This window comes from Paraburkholderia tropica (genome assembly GCF_914484835.1).
GTDB lineage: Bacteria > Pseudomonadota > Gammaproteobacteria > Burkholderiales > Burkholderiaceae > Paraburkholderia > Paraburkholderia tropica_A.
In genome coordinates, this window is record NZ_CAJZAR010000028.1 from 229,637 (window position 1) to 249,585 (window position 19,949).

At 66.8% G+C, this 19,949-nt stretch carries 13 protein-coding genes; 6 read left to right on the forward strand and 7 right to left on the reverse strand.

Features of this window, described 5'->3' with window-relative positions:
• Positions 1 to 253 precede the first annotated feature (253 nt).
• Both LDO54_RS03085 and LDO54_RS03090 read right to left on the reverse strand, forming a co-directional pair.
• A complete protein-coding gene (locus tag LDO54_RS03085) occupies positions 254 to 1,678 on the reverse strand; it encodes an NAD(P)/FAD-dependent oxidoreductase (RefSeq protein WP_224006087.1) in 1,425 nt (474 codons plus the stop codon).
• Between the two features lie 97 nt (positions 1,679 to 1,775).
• The gene (locus tag LDO54_RS03090) at positions 1,776 to 2,519 is read right to left on the reverse strand and encodes a GntR family transcriptional regulator (protein ID WP_224006090.1); all 744 of its coding nucleotides are present in this window, start codon (positions 2,517 to 2,519) and stop codon (positions 1,776 to 1,778) included.
• Between the two features lie 236 nt (positions 2,520 to 2,755).
• Here LDO54_RS03090 and LDO54_RS03095 point away from each other — a divergent pair, with 236 nt between their 5' ends.
• The 5 genes from LDO54_RS03095 to LDO54_RS03115 all read left to right on the forward strand — a co-directional run bounded on the left by LDO54_RS03095 (position 2,756) and on the right by LDO54_RS03115 (position 10,662).
• Entirely contained in the window at positions 2,756 to 3,976 is a 1,221-nt protein-coding gene (locus tag LDO54_RS03095) for a pyridoxal-phosphate-dependent aminotransferase family protein (RefSeq protein WP_224006093.1), read from the forward strand.
• Positions 3,977 to 4,089: 113 nt separating this feature from the next.
• Complete coding sequence (locus LDO54_RS03100; RefSeq protein WP_224006096.1) at positions 4,090 to 7,170, forward strand: FAD-binding and (Fe-S)-binding domain-containing protein; 3,081 nt, start codon at positions 4,090 to 4,092, stop codon at positions 7,168 to 7,170.
• Between the two features lie 137 nt (positions 7,171 to 7,307).
• On the forward strand, positions 7,308 to 8,594 hold the full coding sequence (locus LDO54_RS03105; RefSeq protein ID WP_224006099.1) for an MFS transporter: 1,287 nt from the start codon (positions 7,308 to 7,310) through the stop codon (positions 8,592 to 8,594).
• A 15-nt stretch (positions 8,595 to 8,609) separates the two neighbouring features.
• Positions 8,610 to 9,425, forward strand: coding sequence for an enoyl-CoA hydratase/isomerase family protein (locus LDO54_RS03110; RefSeq protein WP_224006102.1), 816 nt, complete (start codon positions 8,610 to 8,612; stop codon positions 9,423 to 9,425).
• 1 nt (position 9,426) lies between these two features.
• A complete protein-coding gene (locus LDO54_RS03115) occupies positions 9,427 to 10,662 on the forward strand; it encodes a CaiB/BaiF CoA transferase family protein (protein WP_224006105.1) in 1,236 nt (411 codons plus the stop codon).
• 27 nt (positions 10,663 to 10,689) lie between these two features.
• Here the strand turns inward: LDO54_RS03115 and LDO54_RS03120 are convergent, their stop codons facing one another.
• Positions 10,690 to 12,003, reverse strand: coding sequence for an MFS transporter (locus LDO54_RS03120; RefSeq protein ID WP_224006108.1), 1,314 nt, complete (start codon positions 12,001 to 12,003; stop codon positions 10,690 to 10,692).
• 275 nt (positions 12,004 to 12,278) lie between these two features.
• Positions 12,279 to 12,980, reverse strand: coding sequence for a carboxymuconolactone decarboxylase family protein (locus tag LDO54_RS03125; protein ID WP_224006111.1), 702 nt, complete (start codon positions 12,978 to 12,980; stop codon positions 12,279 to 12,281).
• A 281-nt stretch (positions 12,981 to 13,261) separates the two neighbouring features.
• Here LDO54_RS03125 and LDO54_RS03130 point away from each other — a divergent pair, with 281 nt between their 5' ends.
• Positions 13,262 to 14,272 carry an aldo/keto reductase gene (locus LDO54_RS03130; protein ID WP_224006113.1) on the forward strand — a complete coding sequence of 337 codons (1,011 nt, stop codon included), beginning with the start codon at positions 13,262 to 13,264 and terminating at the stop codon, positions 14,270 to 14,272.
• A gap of 32 nt (positions 14,273 to 14,304) precedes the next feature.
• On the opposite strand, the gene LDO54_RS03135 is transcribed toward LDO54_RS03130, so the two are convergent.
• The 3 genes from LDO54_RS03135 to LDO54_RS03145 all read right to left on the reverse strand — a co-directional run bounded on the left by LDO54_RS03135 (position 14,305) and on the right by LDO54_RS03145 (position 19,947).
• A complete protein-coding gene (locus tag LDO54_RS03135; protein ID WP_224006116.1) occupies positions 14,305 to 15,198 on the reverse strand; it encodes a LysR family transcriptional regulator in 894 nt (297 codons plus the stop codon).
• A gap of 100 nt (positions 15,199 to 15,298) precedes the next feature.
• Positions 15,299 to 16,819 carry an efflux transporter outer membrane subunit gene (locus tag LDO54_RS03140; protein WP_224006119.1) on the reverse strand — a complete coding sequence of 507 codons (1,521 nt, stop codon included), beginning with the start codon at positions 16,817 to 16,819 and terminating at the stop codon, positions 15,299 to 15,301.
• On the reverse strand, positions 16,816 to 19,947 hold the full coding sequence (locus LDO54_RS03145; RefSeq protein WP_224006123.1) for an efflux RND transporter permease subunit: 3,132 nt from the start codon (positions 19,945 to 19,947) through the stop codon (positions 16,816 to 16,818). Before LDO54_RS03145 ends, LDO54_RS03140 begins: the two co-directional genes overlap by 4 nt.
• Between the last annotated feature and the right edge of the window lie 2 nt (positions 19,948 to 19,949).

Genomic DNA, 19,949 nt, shown 5'->3' on the forward strand with positions numbered 1-19,949 from the left:
ACGGCTATGAAAGTGACACAACGCGTCACATCGGGAAATTAATCTGGATGCCGAAATAAAGCGGGCGGGTATGATTTGCCGATTTGCGTTTAGATCGTGTTTTCAGGGTCTTTTCGATGAATGCGGCCATCGGGGCGAAGATGGCGCATTTGTCGCAGGAAAAAAACGGCGTCGCATGCAGCGACGCCGTCGAAGGAAGGCCATGCAATCTCATGTAATGAATGGCATGGCGTGGTGCGAATCGCGCACGCGTTCAGATCTCTCCGCCTGGCACGATTGGCATGCCCGGCGCGAAGCGGTCGAGCGAGAACGGCGCGAGGTCGATGCCTGCATCGCGGCCGATGGCAACGTCGGCGGCCGCGCGTCCCGCTGCGGGTCCGATGCCGAATCCGTGACCCGAGAAACCCGTCGCCACCGTGAGTCCCGGCACGCTTGCCGCCGCGCCGATATACGGAATGATGTCGGGCGTCACGTCCATATAACAGGCCCATTCCTGCACGATGCGCGCGTCGTTGAATGCGGGATAGAGCCGGCGCATGCTCGCCATCGCGGCCTGCACGCCGCGTTGCGAAGGCGACGGGTCCATCGTGCGCGTGCGTTCGAACGGGCTCGTCTGTTCGGCGTTCCAGCCCGGACGATCGCGAAACTCGCGCCATGCCGCCGAATCGAAACGCGGCCGGATCGTGCGCCAGTTCTGCTTGAGCAGCGGCGTGTATTCGCGCAGATATTTGAAGCCATCGGGGCTCACCGGCGTGTAGCGATGTCCGCTATAGCCGATCGTGTAGCCGCCGTCCGCGCGCTTGCGATAACCGATGTCGCCGAGCCAGCCGCATGTCGGCGGCCCGTTCTCGACGGGCGAGGTGCGCAGCACGGTGCCGAGCACTTTCAGTTGCGGCAGGCGCACGCCTTCGTTCGCGCAGAAGAGACTCGACCACGCGCCGCCCGCGAGAATCACGGCATCGCAGGCGATGCGTCCGCGGCTCGTGACCACGCCCGAGACGCGCCCGGCCGAGCGTTCGAGCGCGCGCACCGAGCAATGCGCGATGAGCGTCGCGCCGCGCGCCTGGGCGGCGCGAGCCATCGCGGGCACGGCGCGCTGCGGTTCGGCGCGGCCGTCGGTCGGCACGAACAGGCCCGCGCGATAGGCGCGCGACGCGCCGGGCATCAGCTTCGCGAGTTCCGCGCCGCGCACCATGCGTGCGCCGGTGTCGTAGCCCGCTGCATCGTCGAACCATTGCTGGAAGCCCGCTTCGTCTTCCTCGTTCGCGCCGATATAGAGCACGCCGCATTCGTGGTAGCCGACGTCGGCGCCCACGGCCTCGGCCATGCCGCGCCAGTGGCGCATGCTTTCGGTGATGAGCGGCATCTCGCGCATATCGCGGCCCGCCTGGCGGCACCAGCCCCAGTTGCGGCTCGACTGCTCGCCGGCGATATGGCCTTTCTCGCAGAGCACCACGCTATAGCCCTGCGAAACGAGGTGCCACGCAGCCGATACGCCGATCACGCCGCCGCCCACGATCACCACGTCGGCGCGCGCGGGCAGCACTTCGGCCGAGGGCACGGCGTCTACATACGGTCCCATCTGGTCTTCCTTGTCGACGAAGGCGCGCGCGGCGCCGCCGTCCTTGTCTGTCGTTGTTTCCGGGGCCAGCAGTATAAAGGCAGGCGGCGTCGGCACGCGCCAATCGCTGCGCACGGCTCGTCACGCGCTTCGATCTGTGCATGCGCACAGATCGTTCGCCTTCACGTCAAAAGATGTTTGAACAGCGAAACCGCTATCGCGGCGCGTTCATGCCCGCCACCGTGAGCGTGCGTTCGGCGAGCACGGCATCGCGTTTGGCCAGCAGATGCGAGCGCAGGATCGCGGCGAGCGCCGCGCCGTTGCGCGCTTCGAGCGCGGCGATCATCGCTTCGTGATCGCGGATCGCGCTGTCCCACTTCGCGGTCTGGAAGTTCGAGCGAAAACGCAGCGCCTGCAAGCGCCGGTTGAGCGTCACATAGGTCTGTCGCAGCGCCACGTTGCGCGCGGCCGCGTTGATGAGATCGTGAATCGCGTGATTGCGCGCGTAATAGCCGGACAGGTCGTTCTGCGCGCGGCAGACGAGCATGGCCGCGTGCAGCGCCTTGATCTGCGCAAGTTCGCCTTCGCTGATGCGCGCGCACGCGAGTTCGCCCGCGAACGATTCGAGTCCGCTCATCAGCTCGAACATGTCGCGGATCTCGGCCTCGCTCAGTTGCGCGACGGTCGCGCCGCGATTCGGCGAGATCTCGATCAGCCCTTCGGCGGCGAGCACCTTGAGCGCCTCGCGCAGCGGCGTGCGCGAAATGCCGAGCACTTCGCAGAGCTTGCGCTCGTTGAGCTTCACGCCCGGCGCGAGCTGGCCCTCGACGATGAATTCGCGCAGATGATCGACCACCGTGTCGTGCAGGCGCTGGCGCGCGAGCTTGGGCAGCGCCAGTTCGTGCGCCTCAGGCTGCGCGGACGCGAGTTGTGCGTCCGGAATGTCTGCATTTTGCATACGAAACCCCGATCGACCGACGTGCCCTCATTCTAGCGTGATCGCCCGGAAAGCTTCGCTGCGCTGCATCGACGGGTTTCCCCTGGGGCATTTCATGCCAATTGAGCCTTGCATCTGCGGCTCAGTGAACTAGAGTATTTTGCATGCAAAATGCCATTTCGGCGTGAGAGCAGGTGCCGGGTGGCTTCGAACGCAGTGCGTGTGACTTCCGACCTTTCCTGACGTGGGACGCCTTCATGCTGAAACTCGACTTCCATCCCGCTGGCCGCCATTTCCTGCAAATCCCCGGTCCGAGCCCGGTGCCGGACCGCATCCTGCGGGCCATGAGCTATCCGACCATCGACCATCGCGGGCCTGAATTCGGCGCGCTCGGGCTCGCCGTGCTCGACGGCATCAAGAAGATCTTCAAGACCGCGCAGCCCGTGGTGATCTATCCGGCCTCGGGCACGGGCGCGTGGGAGGCGGCGCTGACCAACACGCTGTCGCCCGGCGACACCGTGCTGATGTACGAGACCGGCCACTTCGCGACCTTGTGGAAGAAGATGGCCGAAAGCCTCGGCCTCAAGCCTGAATTCCTCGGCTTGCCGGGCATCGAAGGATGGCGGCGCGGCGTGCAGGCCGATCAGATCGAGGCGCGCCTGCGCGCGGACACGGGCCACGCGATCAAGGCCGTCTGCGTCGTGCACAACGAAACGTCGACGGGCGTGACGTCCGATATCGCCGCCGTGCGTCGCGCAATCGACGCGGCGGGGCATCCGGCGCTGCTGATGGTCGACACGATTTCGGGTCTTGCGTCCGCCGACTACCGGCACGACGAATGGGGCGTGGATGTGACCGTGTCCGGCTCGCAGAAAGGCCTGATGCTGCCGCCCGGCATCAGCTTCAACGCGGTCTCGCAGAAGGCCATCGCCGCGAGCCGCGAGGCGAAGCTGCCGCGCGCGTTCTGGGGCTGGACCGAGATCATCGAAATGAATCAGCAGGGCTATTGGCCGTACACGCCGAACACGAATCTGCTGTACGGCCTGGCCGAGGCGCTCGACATGATCCTCGGTGAAGGGCTCGACAACGTGTTCGCGCGTCATCAGCGCCTCGCCGCCGCGTGCCGCGCCGCCGTACAGGCGTGGGGCCTGGAGATCCAGTGCGCCGATCCCGCCGTGTATTCGCCGGTGCTCACGGGCGTGATGATGCCCGAGGGCGTGGACGCCGACGCGGTCCGCAAGATCATCTACGAACGCTTTGATCTGTCGCTGGGCACGGGGCTCGGCAAGGTAAAAGGGCGCATGTTCCGCATCGGCCATCTGGGCGACTGCAACGACCTCACGCTGATGGCGGCGCTCACCGGCTGCGAAATGGGCCTGCGGCTCGCGGGCGTGCCGCTTGCGGAAACGGGCGTGGGCGCGGCGATGGACTATCTGACCGAGCACGCGGCGCGGCCCGCGTTGAAAGCGGCCGCCTGATCGTTCTGAAAGCGGGGTGCGTGCGTGACGATATCCGCCACGCACGCGCGCCTCATCGCTCACACCCAGAAAATTCGGGTTCCTGATTTATTCATAACGTTGCCCCAAGCGCGATGCTCACGTCCACGCCCAAACCGCTCGTTCAGCCGATCCGTCTGATGCCCGCTTCGGCGCGCGCCGCGCTCACGCCGCTGGCCACGCGCCTCGCGCGCGAGCTGCGCGGCGACGTGCTGTTCGACCGCGCCTCGCGCGGGCGCTATGCCACCGATGCATCGATCTACCAGATCATGCCGATCGGCGTGGCGGTGCCGCGCGATCAAGACGATCTGCGTCTCGTGCTCGACATCGCGCGCGAAACCGGCACGCCCTTGCTCGCGCGCGGCGCGGGCACGAGCCAGTGTGGGCAGACGGTGGGCGAAGCGCTTGTGATCGACACGAGCAAATGGCTGAACCGCATCGTCGATTTCGACAAGGACGCGCGTACGGTGACGGTCGAGCCGGGCATCGTGCTCGATCATCTGAATGCGTGGCTCAAGCCGCATGGCCTGTGGTTTCCGGTCGATGTGTCGACGGGCGCGCAATGCACGATCGGCGGCATGGCGGGCAATAACTCGTGCGGCTCGCGCTCGATCGAATACGGCATCATGGTGCACAACGTGGCCGCGATCGACGCCGTGCTCGCCGACGGTCACGAAACGCGCTTCGGCAAGCTCTCCACGATGGCGCGCGACCCGCGCACGCAGGCGCTCGTGAGCGGCGTGCGCGAGATCGCCGAACGCGAGCGCGACGCCTTGCGCGAGCGCGTGCCGAAAGTGCTGCGCCGCGTGGCGGGCTACAACCTCGACCTGTTCGATTGCCAGAATCCGCTCGCCTTCGAAGCGGACGGCGAACCCAATCTCGCCAATCTGCTCGTGGGCTCGGAAGGCACGCTTGCGTTCAGCCGCCAGTTGACGCTCAGGCTCGCGCCGCTGCCGCGCCACAAGATGCTCGGCGTGGTGAATTTTCCGACCTTCTACGGCGCGATGGACCTCACGCAGCACATCGTCAAGCTCGGGCCGGCGGCCGTCGAGCTGGTCGATCGCACGATGATCGATCTCGCGCTGAGCAATCCCGCGTTCAAGCCCGTGATCGAGCGCGCGCTGGTGGGCTCGCCGCAAGCGGTGCTGCTGGTGGAGTTCGCGGGCGACGACCGCGAGGCGCAGATCGCGCGTCTCGCGCAGCTGGTGGAGTTGATGGGCGATCTGGGCCTGCCCGGCAGCGTGGTCGAAATGGCCGATGCCGCCGCGCAAAAAGCGCTCTGGGACGTGCGCAAGGCGGGCCTGAACATCATGATGAGCATGAAGGGCGACGGCAAGCCGGTCTCCTTCATCGAGGATTGCGCGGTGCCGCTCGAACATCTCGCCGACTACACGAGTCGTTTGACCGAGGTGTTTCATCGTCACGGCACGGAAGGGACGTGGTATGCGCATGCGAGCGTCGGCACGCTGCATGTGCGGCCGATTCTCGATATGCGCCGCGACGGCGCGCAGAAAATGCGCGCCATCGCCGAAGAAGCCGCCGCGATGGTGCGCGAGTACAAGGGCGCGTTCTCGGGCGAGCACGGCGATGGATTGTGCCGTGGCGAATGGGTCGCGTGGCAATACGGTCCGCGCATCAACGCCGCCTTCGCGCAGATCAAGACGCTGTTCGATCCGGGCAATCGGCTGAGCCCGGACCGCATCGTCAATCCGCCGAAGATGGACGCCGCCGAGCATTTCCGTTTCGCGCCCGGTTATCGCGAGCGCGCGCTCGAACCGGCGCTCGACTGGTCCGCGTGGAATGTCACGCGCGATCCGCTGACGGGCGAGGAAGGCGCGCCGGGCTCGGGCCACGATGCGAGCGCGGGCCTCGCGAAAGCCGTCGAGATGTGCAACAACAACGGGCATTGCCGCAAGTTCGACGCGGGCACGATGTGTCCGAGCTATCGCGTTACGCGCGACGAACAGCACGTCACGCGCGGCCGCGCCAATACGCTGCGGCTCGCGTTGTCGGGCCAGCTCGACGGCGCGGAAGGCGGCGCGGGCGCGGGCGGTCTCGCGAGCCAGGCGGTCAAGGACGTGCTCGATCTGTGCGTGTCGTGCAAGGGCTGCAAGCGCGATTGCCCGACCGGCGTGGACATGGCGCGCCTGAAAATCGAGGCGCGCGCGGCGTGGCGGCGCGAGCACGGCTTGCGCTGGCGCGACCGGCTCGTGGCGTATCTGCCGCGCTATGCGCCGCTCGCGAGCCGCGTGCCGGGCGGACCGGCCGCGCTCGAACGTCTGCCGCGCGTGGCGGCGTGGATCAAGCGCCGCATCGGTCTGGCCGAGGCGCGCGCGTTGCCCGACATCGGGCGTTCGTATCTCGCGCAGCAGCGTGATCAACGCGAACAGCGCAAAACGGAATCGACCACTGCCACGCGCGAAGTGCTGCTGTTCGTCGATACCTTCAACAACTACCTGGAGCCGGGCGTCGCGCGCGCCGCGCAGCGCGTGCTCGAAGCGGCGGGCTACACCGTGCATCTGAATCAGCTTGCGGGCGAGCGTCCGCTGTGCTGTGGGCGCACGATGCTGTCCGCCGGTCTCGTCGACGAAGCCAAAGCGGAAGCGCGCCGCTCGCTCGATGCCTTGTTGCCGTTCGTCGAGCGCGGCGTGGCGGTGGTCGGCCTCGAACCGTCGTGCCTGCTGACCTTGCGCGACGAATGGACCGCCTACGGTTTCGGCGAGGACGCCGCGAAGCTCGCGCGCCATGCGTTTCTGTTCGAAGAGTTTCTCGTGCGCGAGCGGGCCGCGCAGCGGCTCGATTTGACGCTGCACGCCTTGCCGAAAGCGCGCGCGCTCGTGCACGGCCATTGCCATCAGAAAGCCTTTGGCGCGTTCACGCCCGTGCAAACCGTGCTGGGCTGGATTCCGCAGTTGAAGGTGGAAGCAGTCGAGTCGTCGTGCTGTGGCATGGCGGGCAGCTTCGGCTACGAACGCGAGCATTACGCGACTTCGATGGCGATGGCCGAACTCGCGCTGCTGCCCGCCGTGCGCGCGGCACAGCAGGCAGGCGACGCGCTCGTGGTCGCCGACGGCACGAGTTGCCGTCATCAGATCGCCGATGGCGCGGCGGCGCACGCGCTGCACGTCGCGCAGGTGCTGGAACGCGCGCTGCATCCCGCCGCGCCGCAACCGTAGTCGAAACACGCAGTCGCTACAGGCAGTCGCTACACGTAGTCAATTCACGCAGTCGTACACGCAGTCGCATCACGCTACAGCAGTGAGCCCGCGCGCCGCATCCCCGCGTCCGCGCCATGACTAAACAGGAGACGACGATGTTCCGCCGAGCCACCACGCGCGTGCTGCTCTTGCTGTGCGCGATGTACCTCATCACCTACGTCGACCGCGTCAACGTGAGCACGGCAGCGAGCCAGTTCGCGGCCGAGCTGCATCTCTCGCATACCGAAATCGGCATCGTATTCTCCGCGTTCGCGTATCCGTACCTGCTGTTCCAGATCATCGGCGGCTGGGTGGGCGACCGCTTCGGCCCGCGCCGCACGCTCGCCGTGTGCGCCGTGATCTGGGCCGGCGCGACCGTGCTGACCGGTCTCGCGGGCGGCTTCGCGTCGATGATCGTCGCGCGCCTCCTGCTCGGCCTCGGCGAAGGCGCGACGTTCCCGACCGGCACGCGCGCGATGTCGAACTGGATGCCCGCCGACCGCCGCGGCTTCGCGCAGGGCACGACGCACGCCGCCTCGCGCATCGGCAACGCCGTCGCGCCGCCGCTGATCGTCTGGCTCATGCTGATGTCGGGCTGGCGCGGCGCGTTCATCGTCACGGGCGTGGTGAGTTTCCTCTGGGCAGTGCTGTGGATCTGGTACTTCCGCGACGATCCGCGCGCGCATCCGCGCATCACCGAAGCCGAATGCGCCGGACTCGAACGCTACACGGGCGCGAAGGAACGCGAACCGGTGCCGTGGCGTCGTCTGGCCGCGCGCATGTCGCCGGTCACCGCCGTGTACTTCTGCTATGGCTGGGTGCTGTGGCTGTTTCTCGGCTGGATTCCGCAATACTTCCTGCACAACTATCACATGCAGCTCGGCAAGTCGGCGCTGTTCGCGTCGGGCGTGTTTTTCGCGGGCGTGCTGGGCGACTGGCTCGGCGGCTCCGTCACCGATCGCATCCTCAAGAAAAGCCAGAATCTGCGCCTCGCGCGCAACGTGATGGTGGGCGTGTGCATGTTCCTCACGCTGCTCTCGCTCGCGCCGATCCTGCTCGTGCAGAACGTCACGGTCACGCTCGCCGCGCTGTGCCTGAGCGCGGGATTCTTCTTCAACGAAATGACGATTGGTCCGATGTGGTCCGTGCCGATGGATATCGCGCCCAAACATGCGGGCACGGCGAGCGGCATCATGAATACGGGGTCGGCGGCGGCGGCTATCGTGAGTCCGGTGGTGGGCGGCTGGCTGATCGACCGCACGGGCAACTGGAACCTGCCGTTCACGGTGTCGATGGCGATCATGGCGGCGGGCATCGTGCTGTCGTTCGCGATGCGTCCGGACCGCGCGCTCGACAGCGCTTCGCGTTCCGCCGATGGCGCGCATGCGCATACCGCAGCGTAATACCAGGGAATCCTGATGAACGATAACGACACGAATGAAGCCGTCAATGGGCGCATCCGTGTCGATCGCGACGAACGCGATGACGCCATCGCCATCGTCACGATCGACCGGCCGGCAAAGCTCAACGCGCTCACACGCACGCTCTGGCGCACACTGGGCGACACCTTCGAGACGCTGTCCGCCGATGCGTCGCTGCGTTGCATCGTGCTGCGCGGCGCGGGCGAGAAAGCCTTTTCGCCGGGCAACGATATCGGCGAATTCGCCACCGATCGCTCGAACGTCGAGCAGGCGCGCGAATACGGCGCGCTCATGCATCGCACGCTGAACCTGATCGATGCGTGTCCGGTTCCCGTCGTCGCGATGATTCACGGCATCTGCGTGGGCGGCGGGCTCGAACTCGCTGCGCTCTGCGATCTGCGACTCTGCGGTGAGTCGAGCCGCTTCGGCGCGCCGATCAAGAACCTCGGCCTCGTGATGGCGCACGCGGAACTCAACGCGCTGCTGCGTCTCGCGGGCGAAGCGGTGGCGCTGGAGATCCTGCTCGAAGGCCGCATTCTCGACGCGCGCGAAGCGCTCGCCAAAGGTCTCGTCACGCGCGTGGTGCCCGATGCCGAGGTGAGCGAGCACGCGCTCGACACGGCGCGGCGCATTGCGGCGGGCGCGCCGCTGGTCGCGCGCTGGCACAAGCAGTTCGTGCGCCGCGCGCGCAATCCGGCACCGCTCAGCGAAGCGGAACGCGATGAAGGCTTCGTGTGCTTCGGCACCGAGGATTTCTGCATTGGCTACCAGGCGTTTCTCGCGAAATCGACGCCGCAATTCAAGGGACGCTGAGATGAACGCAGAGAAGCACACCGCGCCGCGTGGCGAAAGCGTGGGACCGCTCGCGGGCATGAAGGTGATCGAACTCGCGCACATCATGTCGGGGCCCGTGTGCGGCATGATGCTTGCCGACATGGGCGCGGAAGTCATCAAGGTCGAGAAGATGCCGGGCGGCGACGACTGCCGCCGTTTTGCGCCGATCCTCGCGAGCGGCGAATCGGCGTCGTTCATGATGGTCAATCGCGGCAAGCGCGGCATCGCGCTCAATCTGAAGACCGAGGGCGGGCGCGCGGTGCTGCGCCGTCTGCTCGCGGACGCCAACGTGGTGACGGAGAACTATCGGCGCGGCACGATGGAAAAGCTCGGCATGGGCTACGAGACGCTCAAGGCCGACAATCCCGGCCTGATTTACTGTGCGATTTCGGGCTATGGCCGCAGCGGCCCGTATGCCGACAAAGGCGGCTTCGACCTCATCGCGCAAGGCATGAGCGGCCTCATGAGCATGACGGGCGAGCCGGGGCAGGCGCCCATCAAGGCCGGTTCGCCCGTCACCGATATCAACGCGGGCATCCTCGCGGCGCTCGGCATTTGCGCGGCCTATGCGGGGCGGCAAGTGACCGGGCTCGGGCAGATGGTGGACACGTCGCTATTCGAAGCAGGATTGCAGCAGATGTATTGGGCCTTCGCGAATTATTTCGCCGACGGCACCGTGCTGCAAAAAGCAGGCTCGGCGAATCCGACGAGCGCGCCGTATCAGGCCTTCGAAACGCGCGACGGCTGGATCAATATCGGCGCGGCGAATCAGAGCAATTACGAGCGCCTCGTGTCCGTGCTGGCGATTCCCGGTCTCGCCGACGACGCGCGCTTCGCCACCAACGCGGGACGGCTCGAACATCGCGCCGATCTGGTGGCGATATTGAGCGCGCGTCTACGTGAACGCACGACCGCGCAATGGCTCGCGACTTTCGACGAAATCGGCTTGCCGTGCGGGCCGGTGCTCAGCGTGCCGGAAGCCGCCGCGCACGAACAGGCGATCGCGCGCGGCATGATCGTTGAGACCGAGCATCCGCTGGGGGGGACGATGTCGGGCATCGGCTTGCCGATTCATTTTTCGCAGTCGCCGACCTCGCATGCGCGGCCCGCGCCGCTTTACGGTGAGCACACGCGCGAGGTGCTGCGCGAATGCGGTTACGACGTGGCGCAGATCGGCGTGCTGGAGCAGGAAGGCGCGGTGCTGGCCGCGCCTTGAATCCGCTTCAACCCGCTTCAACCCGCTTCAGGCGGCGCGTGCGTCCACGATCGCGCGCCGCGCCATGTACCAGTAGAACAGCGCGGCACAGCCCGCGATCGCGCCGCCGATCACGAAGGCCAGCAGATACGAACCCGTGCGGTCGACGATGAAGCCCGCGACGACGGGCGAAAACGCGCCGCCGAAATAGCCGCCGAAATTCTGGATCGCGCTGACCGAGGCGATCATCGAATTCGGCGCGATGTCGCCTGCGAGTGCCCACGCGTTGCCGATGGTCGCCGCGATGCAGGCGAGGCCGAGCGTCATCAGCGTGACGGTTGCGCCGATGCTATCGACGAACGGCAGCGCCACCGCGCAGACGGCCGCGCCGAGCGAGGTCACGACGATCATGAGACGCTTGGCGACGATTGGCGTGGCGAGCCCGTCATCGACGAGTTTGGTGGCGACATAGCCCGCCACGATTTCGCCCACTGCGCCGCCGAACCACGGAATGCTCGCGTAGAGGCCCAGTTGCACGAGCGTGATGTGAAAGCGGTCGAGCAGATAAAGCGGCAGGAACACGAGAAAGAGATTCCACAGCCAGATCGCGCAGAAGTAGCCGAGAATCATGCCCCACACGCTTTGCGAAGCGAACAGCGAGCGCCATTTGATCGGCGCGTTCGTGAGCGATTGTTCATGACCGCCGCCGCCCGCTTCGATATAGGCGAACTCCTCGCGCGTGAGCCGCTTGCTCTGCATCGGATTGCGATAGAGCATCAGGAACAGCACGGCGAACACGATGCCGATCGCGCCCGTCACGTGAAAGAGCGAGCGCCAGCCGAACGCGATCATCAGCGCGACGAGCAAGGCGGGCGCGAGCGCCGGGCCCCATTTCGACGACGAGTCCCAGATGCCGGTTGCGAAGCCGCGTTCCTTGGCGGGAAACCAGGCGGCGGTGATTTTCGCGGACGTGGGCCAGCACGGCGCTTCGCCCACGGCGAGCAGCACGCGCATCACGACGAGCCCGGCGATCGAACCGACCACGCCCGTGAGCCACGTGGCGAGACTCCACCAGATCATGCCGATCGCGTAGGCGCGCTTGGCGCCGAAGCGGTCGATGATCCAGCCTGCGGGCAATTGCATGACCGCATAGGTCCAGGCGAATACGGTGCCGAGCAGGCCGATCTGCGTGCGCGTGAGGCCGAGATCGTGAATCATGCCGGGCGCGGCGATGGCGAGATTGGCGCGGTCGAGATAATTGATGATGCCGCCGATCAGCAGCCAGATGAGCACGCGCCAGCGGAAATTCGCGCGTGTGGTGGCCGCCGCTGCGCTCGCGGGCGTCAGCACCTTGTTGTCCATCGTGTCTCCTCCTGTGTGGTCTGCGTGAGCCCTGGGCGGTTCGGCGCGAGGCCGAGGGAGGTGATTCGCCCAGAATGTGGGACGCGACGCGATTTCAAGCCTTGTTTTCAGGCTCGAAATCGCGAAATGCGTTTGCAGACCATTCTGCGCTATTGGGCGCGCAGCGGGAAGAGGGAATGGGAAATCGTTGCGGAGGGGAAAGAAGCGGGGCACGGCGGCGAGTAATCAGAATGCATGACTCGCTTCTGATAATTAATCAGGATGCCGGAATAAAATCAGACTCCGCGCCGTTCGAACACTTCCTTGAATACCGGCATCGCCGAAAACACATTGGGCCAGCCCGAATAAAAGGCGAGTTGCGTGAGGGTTTCCGAGGCTTGCGCTTTCGTGAGGCCGTTGTCCATTGCGCGATTCAGGTGATAGGTGATTTGCGCGGCCTGGCCATTGGCGACCAGCGCGGTCACGGTTACGAGGCTGCGCTCGCGTGGCACGAGGCCGGGGCGCAGCCAGAGGTCGCGAAACAGCGCGTCGGTGGTGTACTGCACGACGCCGGGCGCGACGTCGTCGAACAGTTGCGAGACGAGCGTGGCGCGCTGCGCTTCGGCGGCTTCGTCGAGCGGCAGCGGATCGGGCACAGCGTCGGCGAGCTGGCTCGCGCCGATCTCGCGTTCCTCGAACACGGGCAGCGCGGCGGCCACGGCCGCGCTCGCATTGGCCCAGCCTGCGTAGAACGCGAGATGAGTGACGATCTCCGAAATTTCGGCGGGCGTCACGCCGTTGTCGAGCGCGAGCCGCAAATGACGCGGCTGCTCGACCACCTGATTGCGCGCGACGAGCGCCGCATAGGTGACGATGCTGCGCTCGCGCGGCGTGAGTTGGGGGCGCTTCCACAGGCCGTTGAGCACGGTCTCCGACGTGTAGCGCGCGAAGGCGGGCGCGACGGCTTGCATGTCGGCGAGAGAGGGCGTTTTCTGCATGATCGGTATCCTTGGCTGGGGAGGGCGCAAACGCGATATTTCTATCAGATCGGACGGTTTCGATTGAGACCCTCCAGGCGCATGCCCTCATGAGCGCCATTCATGAATCGCTCGGGGATTGCGTTAGTCGCTAAGGATGGCAGCACCGATCTATTCATGAATAGCATTCATGAAGCCATGCCACGAATGGGTATTTATTTCATGTCTGGGAAGCTATCTAATAAGCGAATCAAACGAATACGCCGTCGACGGGACGCGCAGCAACCTTGGAGCAAAAGCGAATGGACTATCGTAATCTGGGCCGCAGTGGATTGAAGGTGTCGCCGTTGTGTCTGGGCGCCATGATGTTCGGCGGCGAAACCGACGAAGCCACGTCGGTGCGTATCATCGACAAGGCCTTCGATCAGGGCATCAATTTCATCGACACGGCCGACGTCTATCACGCGGGCCGCTCGGAGGAAATCGTCGGCCGCGCCATTGCCGCGCGCCGCGACGACTGGGTCGTCGCCACCAAGTTCGGCTTTCCGGCGGCCCCGGCGCAGGGGCCGAATCAGCAGGGGCAGTCGCGCAAGTGGATCTTCCAGACGGTCGAGGCGAGCCTCAAGCGACTCGGCACCGACTATATCGACGTGCTGTATTTCCATCGCGCGCTGCCGGATCTGCCGCTGGAAGAGGGCGTGCGCGCCGTGGCCGATCTGATCCGCCAGGGCAAGGTACGTTATTTCGGGCTGTCGAATTTCCGTGGCTGGCGCATTGCCGAAGTCGTGCGTCTCGCCGATCAGTTGGGTATCGATCGGCCCGTCGCGAGCGAGCCGCTTTACAACATCGTCGACCGTACCGCCGAAGTGGAGCAACTGCCCGCCGCCGCGCATTACGGGCTCGGCGTGGTGCCGTACAGCCCGCTCGCGCGCGGCGTGCTGACTGGCAAATATGCCGTGGATACGCCGCCGCCCGCCGACAGCCGCGTGGGTCGTGGCGACCGCCGCATCCAGCAGACCGAGTGGCGGCCGGAGTCGCTGGATATCGCCCAGCAGATTGCGAAGCACGCGGCCGAACGCGGCACGAACAGCATCGCGTTCGCGCTCGCGTGGGTGCTCAACAACCGCTGCGTGAGTTCGGCGATTGCGGGTCCGCGCACCGAGGCGCACTGGGACAGCTATATGGCCGCGCTCGATTTCAAGCTGAACGCCGACGACGAGCGCTTCATCGACAGCCTCGTGCCGCCGGGCCACGCCTCGACGCCAGGTTATACCGATCCCGGTTATCCGATCGAAGGGCGCAAGCTCGTCTGAATGCGCGTCTAATTGCGCGTCCGATCAAGCCGTCAGCCGCGATAGCGCAGCGCGTCGATCACGAGTCCGAGCGCGCGCGACGACTGGCGGCGGCTCGGATAGAACGCGTGGTAGCCCGGAAACTCCGGGCACCAGTCCTTGAGCACGCTCTTGAGCGCGCCCGCGCGCACGTAGGGCAGCGTGACGTCCTGCGGGATGAAGGCGAGGCCGAGGCCCGCGAGCGCCGCGTTGAGCATCTGCGGCACGGTGTTGAAGGTGAGTTGGCCGTCCACGCGCACCGAAAGCTCCTCGCCGTCGCGGCCCAATTCCCACGCATAGAGGCCGCCGGCGCTCGTGAGGCGCAGCGTGATGCAGTCGTGCTTGAGCAGATCCTGCGGCGACTTCGGCGCCTTGCGTTTCGCGAGGTATTCGGGCGAGCCGACGATCGCCATCTTCAGATCGGGCGCGATGCGCACGGCGATCATGTCCTTCGCGACCTGGTCGCCGCCGCGCACGCCGATGTCGTAGCGTTCGGCCACGATGTCGCGCAGCCCGTAATCCACGTTCACTTCGAGTTTGATGTCGGGATATTGCGGCAGGAAGTGCTTGAGCTTTGGCCAGATCACCGTATCGACGCAATGATCGGTCGCGGTGAGGCGGATCGTGCCGGCCGGTTTGTCGCGCAGGTCGGCGAGCGCGGCGAGTTCGGCGTCGATCTGCTCGAAGCGCGGCGAGAGCGATTGAAACAGCCGCTCGCCCGCTTCGGTGGTGGAGACGCTGCGCGTCGTGCGCGTGAGCAGGCGCAGGCCGAGCCGCGTTTCGAGCGAGCGGATCGTGTGGCTCAGCGCCGATTGCGACACGCCCAGTTGCGCGGCCGCGCGCGTGAAACTGCGTTCGCGCGCGACGGCGAGAAAGGCAAGGAGATCGCTGAAATTTTCGCGCGCCATGATGGGTCCGGGTTCGCTGACGGTGGTGCGCATCGTACCATCGGCGCGCGCGCCGTCCATCGCGGCGCGCTGCGTTCACAAGGCGTGTTCGCCGATTGACTTACTCCGGCGTCGCGCCGGCATCGCCATCCCACCCGCCGCCCAACGCCTTGTTCAACGCGATGTAGTTGGTCGCGATGAGCACGCGGCTCTGGATCAGCGCGTCCTGCGCGGCATAGAGCGAGCGCTCGGCGGTCAGCACTTCGAGAAAGCCCGTCGATCCCGAGCGATAGAGCGACTGCGCAATCGCGGCCGCCGAGCGGTAGGCATCGGCGGAACGTTGCAGGCTTTGCACGCGCTCGCTCTCGCGCGCGAGCGAGACGCTGGCGTTCTCCACATCGTTGAGCGCCGTGAGCACCGCCGAGCGGTACGCGATGAAGCTCTGGTCGCGCTGCGCATCGGCGATCTCGACGGCGGCTTTCAGGCGGCCCGCGTCGAATAGCGGAATCGTCACCGAAGGCCCGATCGACCAGCCAATCGACGAATGCCGCGCGAGGTCGCCGAACTGCGTGCCCGACGTGCTCAGCGAGCCGGTCAGCGTCACGCGCGGATAACGCGCGGCTTCGGCCTGGCCCACGCGCGCCGTGCTCTGCGCGTAGCGGCGTTCGGCGGCGCGCACGTCGGGGCGCGCGAGCAGCACGTCGGCGGGCACGCCCAGCGCCACGGGCACCGAGGGCGCGGGCACGGCGCGCGGCGCGTCCAGGCGTTCGAGCAGCGCGCCCGGCGCGCGGCCCGTGAGCACCGAGAGGCTGTGCACGCTTTCGGCGTAGGCGGCTTCGAGCGCCGGAATCGCCGCCTGCGTCGATTGCGCCTCGCCCGTGGCGTTGGCGGTGTCGAGTCCCGAGGTCGAGCCCGCCGCGTGGCGCACTTCGGTGAGGCGCGCGGTTTCCTGCTGCGCGTCGGCGGTCGCGCGGGCGAGCGCGAGGCGCGCCTGATAGCCGCGCGCTTCGACATAACGCGTGGTCACGTCGCCGATCAGCGTCAGTTGCGCGGCGCGCCAATCCCACTGCGCGGCGTCGAGGCCGCCGCGCGCCGCTTCGAGCGCGCGCCGGTTGCCGCCGAACACGTCGATTTCCCAGCTGGCGTCGAAGCCCGCGCGGAACAGATTCGACGGACCGGTTCCGGCGAGAGCGCCGAGCGACGACGTGTCCGAACCGCTGCCCGACGATGCGCTGCCCGACGAGCCGCTGCTTGCGGCCGTCGGGCCCGCGCCTGAGCGCGTGAGTGCGGCGCCGCCGGTCAACGACGGCCACAGCGCGCCGCCCGCCTGGCGCAGCACGGCGCGCGCTTCGCGCACGCGCGCATCGGCGGTGGCGACGTCGAGGTTGCCGCGCACGGCTTCTTCGATCAGCGTATTCAGCAGCGGGTCGTCGAGCCGCGTCCACCAGCGCTGTAGATCGGCGTGTCCGGCTTGCTGCGTGCCGTGCCCAATCCATTGCGCGGGCACGTCGGCCTCGGGCGCGCGGTAATCGGGGCCGACCGCACAGCCCGCGAGCGCGCCGACGAGCAGTGCGGCGAGCACCGCGCGCGCGGCACGGTGACGGGCGTGATTCATGGTGAGCCTGGGTTCGACGGCGTTCATGCGCGCGTGCTCCTGCGTTTCGAGAAAACCATGCGCACGGCCACGTAAAGCAGCGGCGCGAAGAACAGGCCGAGCACGGTCGCGGCGATCATGCCGCCCATCACGCCGATGCCGATGGCGTTCTGCGCGCCCGAGCCCGCGCCGGTCGCCACCGCGAGCGGCGCCACGCCGAGGATGAAGGCGAACGAGGTCATCAGGATCGGCCGCAGGCGCTGGCGGGCAGCGTCGAGCGTGGCGTCGATCAGGCTCGCGCCGTGCGCCTCGCGCTCCAGCGCGAACTCGACGATCAGGATCGCGTTCTTCGCCGCGAGGCCGATGGTCGTGAGCAGGCCAACCTTGAAATAGACGTCGTTGGTCTGGCCGCACAGCATCGCCGCGAGCAGCGCGCCCGCCATGCCGACCGGCACGGTCAGCATCACCGCGAACGGAATCGTCCAGCTCTCGTAGAGCGCCGCGAGGCACAGGAACACCACCAGCACGGAGATCGCGTAGAGCGCCGCCGCCTGATCGCCCGCGAGCCGTTCCTCATACGAGAGGCCGGTCCATTCGTGGCGGAAGCCCGGCGGCAATTGCGCGACCAGTTGATCGATCGCGTGCATCGCCGTGCCGGAACTCACGCCCGGCGCGGCCTCGCCCTGGATCTCCAGCGCGGAGACGCCGTTGTAGCGCGCGAGCCGCGTCGGACCGAAGGTCCAGCGGCCCTGCGCGAACGAGGCGAACGGCACCATCTGGTCGCTCGCGTTGCGCACGTGCCAGCCGTCGAGGTCGCTCGGCTGCATGCGGAAGTCGGCGTCGGACTGCACGTAGACGCGCTTCACGCGGCCCCGGTCGATGAAATCGTTCACGTAGTCGCTGCCCCAGGCCACCGAGAGCGTCGTGTTGATATCGGAAAGATTCAGGCCGAGCGCGCTGGCCTTCGCCTGATCGATATCGACGGCGAATTGCGGCGTCGGCTCCTGGCCCGTGGGCCGCGTGTTGGCGAGCCGCTTGTCGCGCGCGGCGGCGCCCAGCAACTGGTCGCGCACGTGTGCGAGCCGCTCGCGTCCCGCGCCGTTGGTGTCTTCCAGATAGAAGTCGAAGCCGTTCGAGGTGCCCATGCCGTCGATGGCGGGCGGCAGCAGCGCGAATACCTGGGCGTCGCCGATAGCGGCGAACGCGGCGCTCGCGCGCTGCGCCACGGCCTGCGCGGAGAGCTTCGCGGACTGGCGCGCGTCGAAGTCCTTCAGGCGCACGAACACCATGCCCGCGTTCTGCCCCGATCCGCCGAAGCCGAAGCCTTCGACGGCGAGCACGCCTTCCACCGCGTCCTTCTCCTTGGTCAGGTAGTAGCGGCTCACGTCCTTGAGCACGTCGCGCGTGCGCTCGCTCATCGCGCCCGACGGCAGTTGCACGGCGGTCAGCAGAATGCCCTGATCCTCGACCGGCAGAAACGAGCCCGGCAGACGCATGAACATCCAGCCCATCGCCACCACGAGCGCCACGAAGATCGCGAGAAAACGCTTGCCGCGCGCGAGCATGCCCGCGAGGCCGTCGCGGTAGGCGTGCGAGGTGCGATCGAAGCCGCGGTTGAACCAGGCCGCGAAACCGCGCTGCGCGCCGTGCGTCGCGCCATCGCTGTCATGCGCGTGCGGGCGGCGCAGGATCGTCGCGCACAGCGCGGGCGTGAGGATCAGCGCCACGGCCACGGACAGCAGCATCGCCGTGACGATGGTGACCGAGAACTGCCGGTAGATCGTGCCCGTCGAGCCCGACGAGAACGCCATCGGCACGAACACGGCCGAGAGCACGGTGGCGATGCCGATCAGCGCGCCGGTGATCTCGCGCATCGACTTGAGCGTCGCGTCGAGCGGCGAAAGCTGCTCCTCGGCCATCACGCGCTCGACGTTTTCCACCACGATGATGGCGTCGTCGACGAGCAGGCCGATGGCGAGCACCATCGCGAACATGGTCAGCGTGTTGATCGAGTAGCCGAACGCCGCGAGCACGCCGAAGGTGCCGAGCAGCACGACCGGAATCGCCAGCGTGGGAATCAGCGTCGCGCGCACGTTTTGCAGGAACAGCAGCATCACGACGAACACGAGCACGATGGCCTCGACGAGCGTCTTCATCACCTCGTGAATCGAAAGCTGGACGAACGGCGTGGTGTCGTAGGGATAGACCACGTCGACGCCCGCCGGCAGCGTGCCCTTGAGCGAGGCGATGAGATCCTTGATGGCCTTCGCGGTCTCGATGGCGTTTGCGCCGGTCGCGAGATTCACACCCAGCGAGGACGCCGGCATGCCGTTGTAGGTCGACGCGTAGGTGTAGTTTTCCGCGCCGAGTTCCACGCGCGCCACGTCGCTGAGGCGCACCAGCGCGCCGTCGGCGGCGCTCTTGACGATCACGTCGCGGAACTGCTGCGCGGTTTGCAGGCGGCTTTGCGCGGTGACGGTCGCGTTCAGCTGCTGGCCGGGCCGTGCGGGCTGCGCGCCGAGCTGGCCCGCCGCGACCTGGGCGTTCTGGGCGCGCAGCGCGGTTTCCACGTCGCCGGGCATGAGGCCGTATTTGGCGAGGCGGTTCGGATCGAGCCAGATCCGCATCGCGTAGCTCGAACCGAACAGCTGCGTATTGCCGACGCCCGGCACGCGGCGAATCGGGTCTTGCAGCGTGCTGCCCGCGTAATCGTCGAGATCGACGGAACTGAGCTTGCCGTCCTTCGAGACGATGCCGATCACCATCAAAAAGCTCGCCGACGACTTCGTGACCGTGAGGCCCGTGCTTTGCACGACCGAAGGCAGCTGCGCGGTCACGAGCTGGAGCTTGTTCTGCACCTGCATCTGCGCGACGTCGGGATTTGCCGCGTTGCTGAACGTGAGGCGGATCTCGACTTCGCCCGAGGCGTCCGAGCCCGCCGACATATAGAGCAGATTGTCGAGCCCGGTGAGGCCCTGCTCGATCACGCGCGTGACGGAGTTCTCGATGGTCTGCGCATCGGCGCCCGCGTAGCTGGCCGAGATCGAAATCGTGGTGGGCGCGATCTCGGGATACTGCGCGACCGGCAGGCGCTTGAGCGCCAGCAGGCCCGCGAGCATCACGACGATCGCGAGCACCCACGCGAACACCGGACGTTTGATGAAAAATGCCGACATGG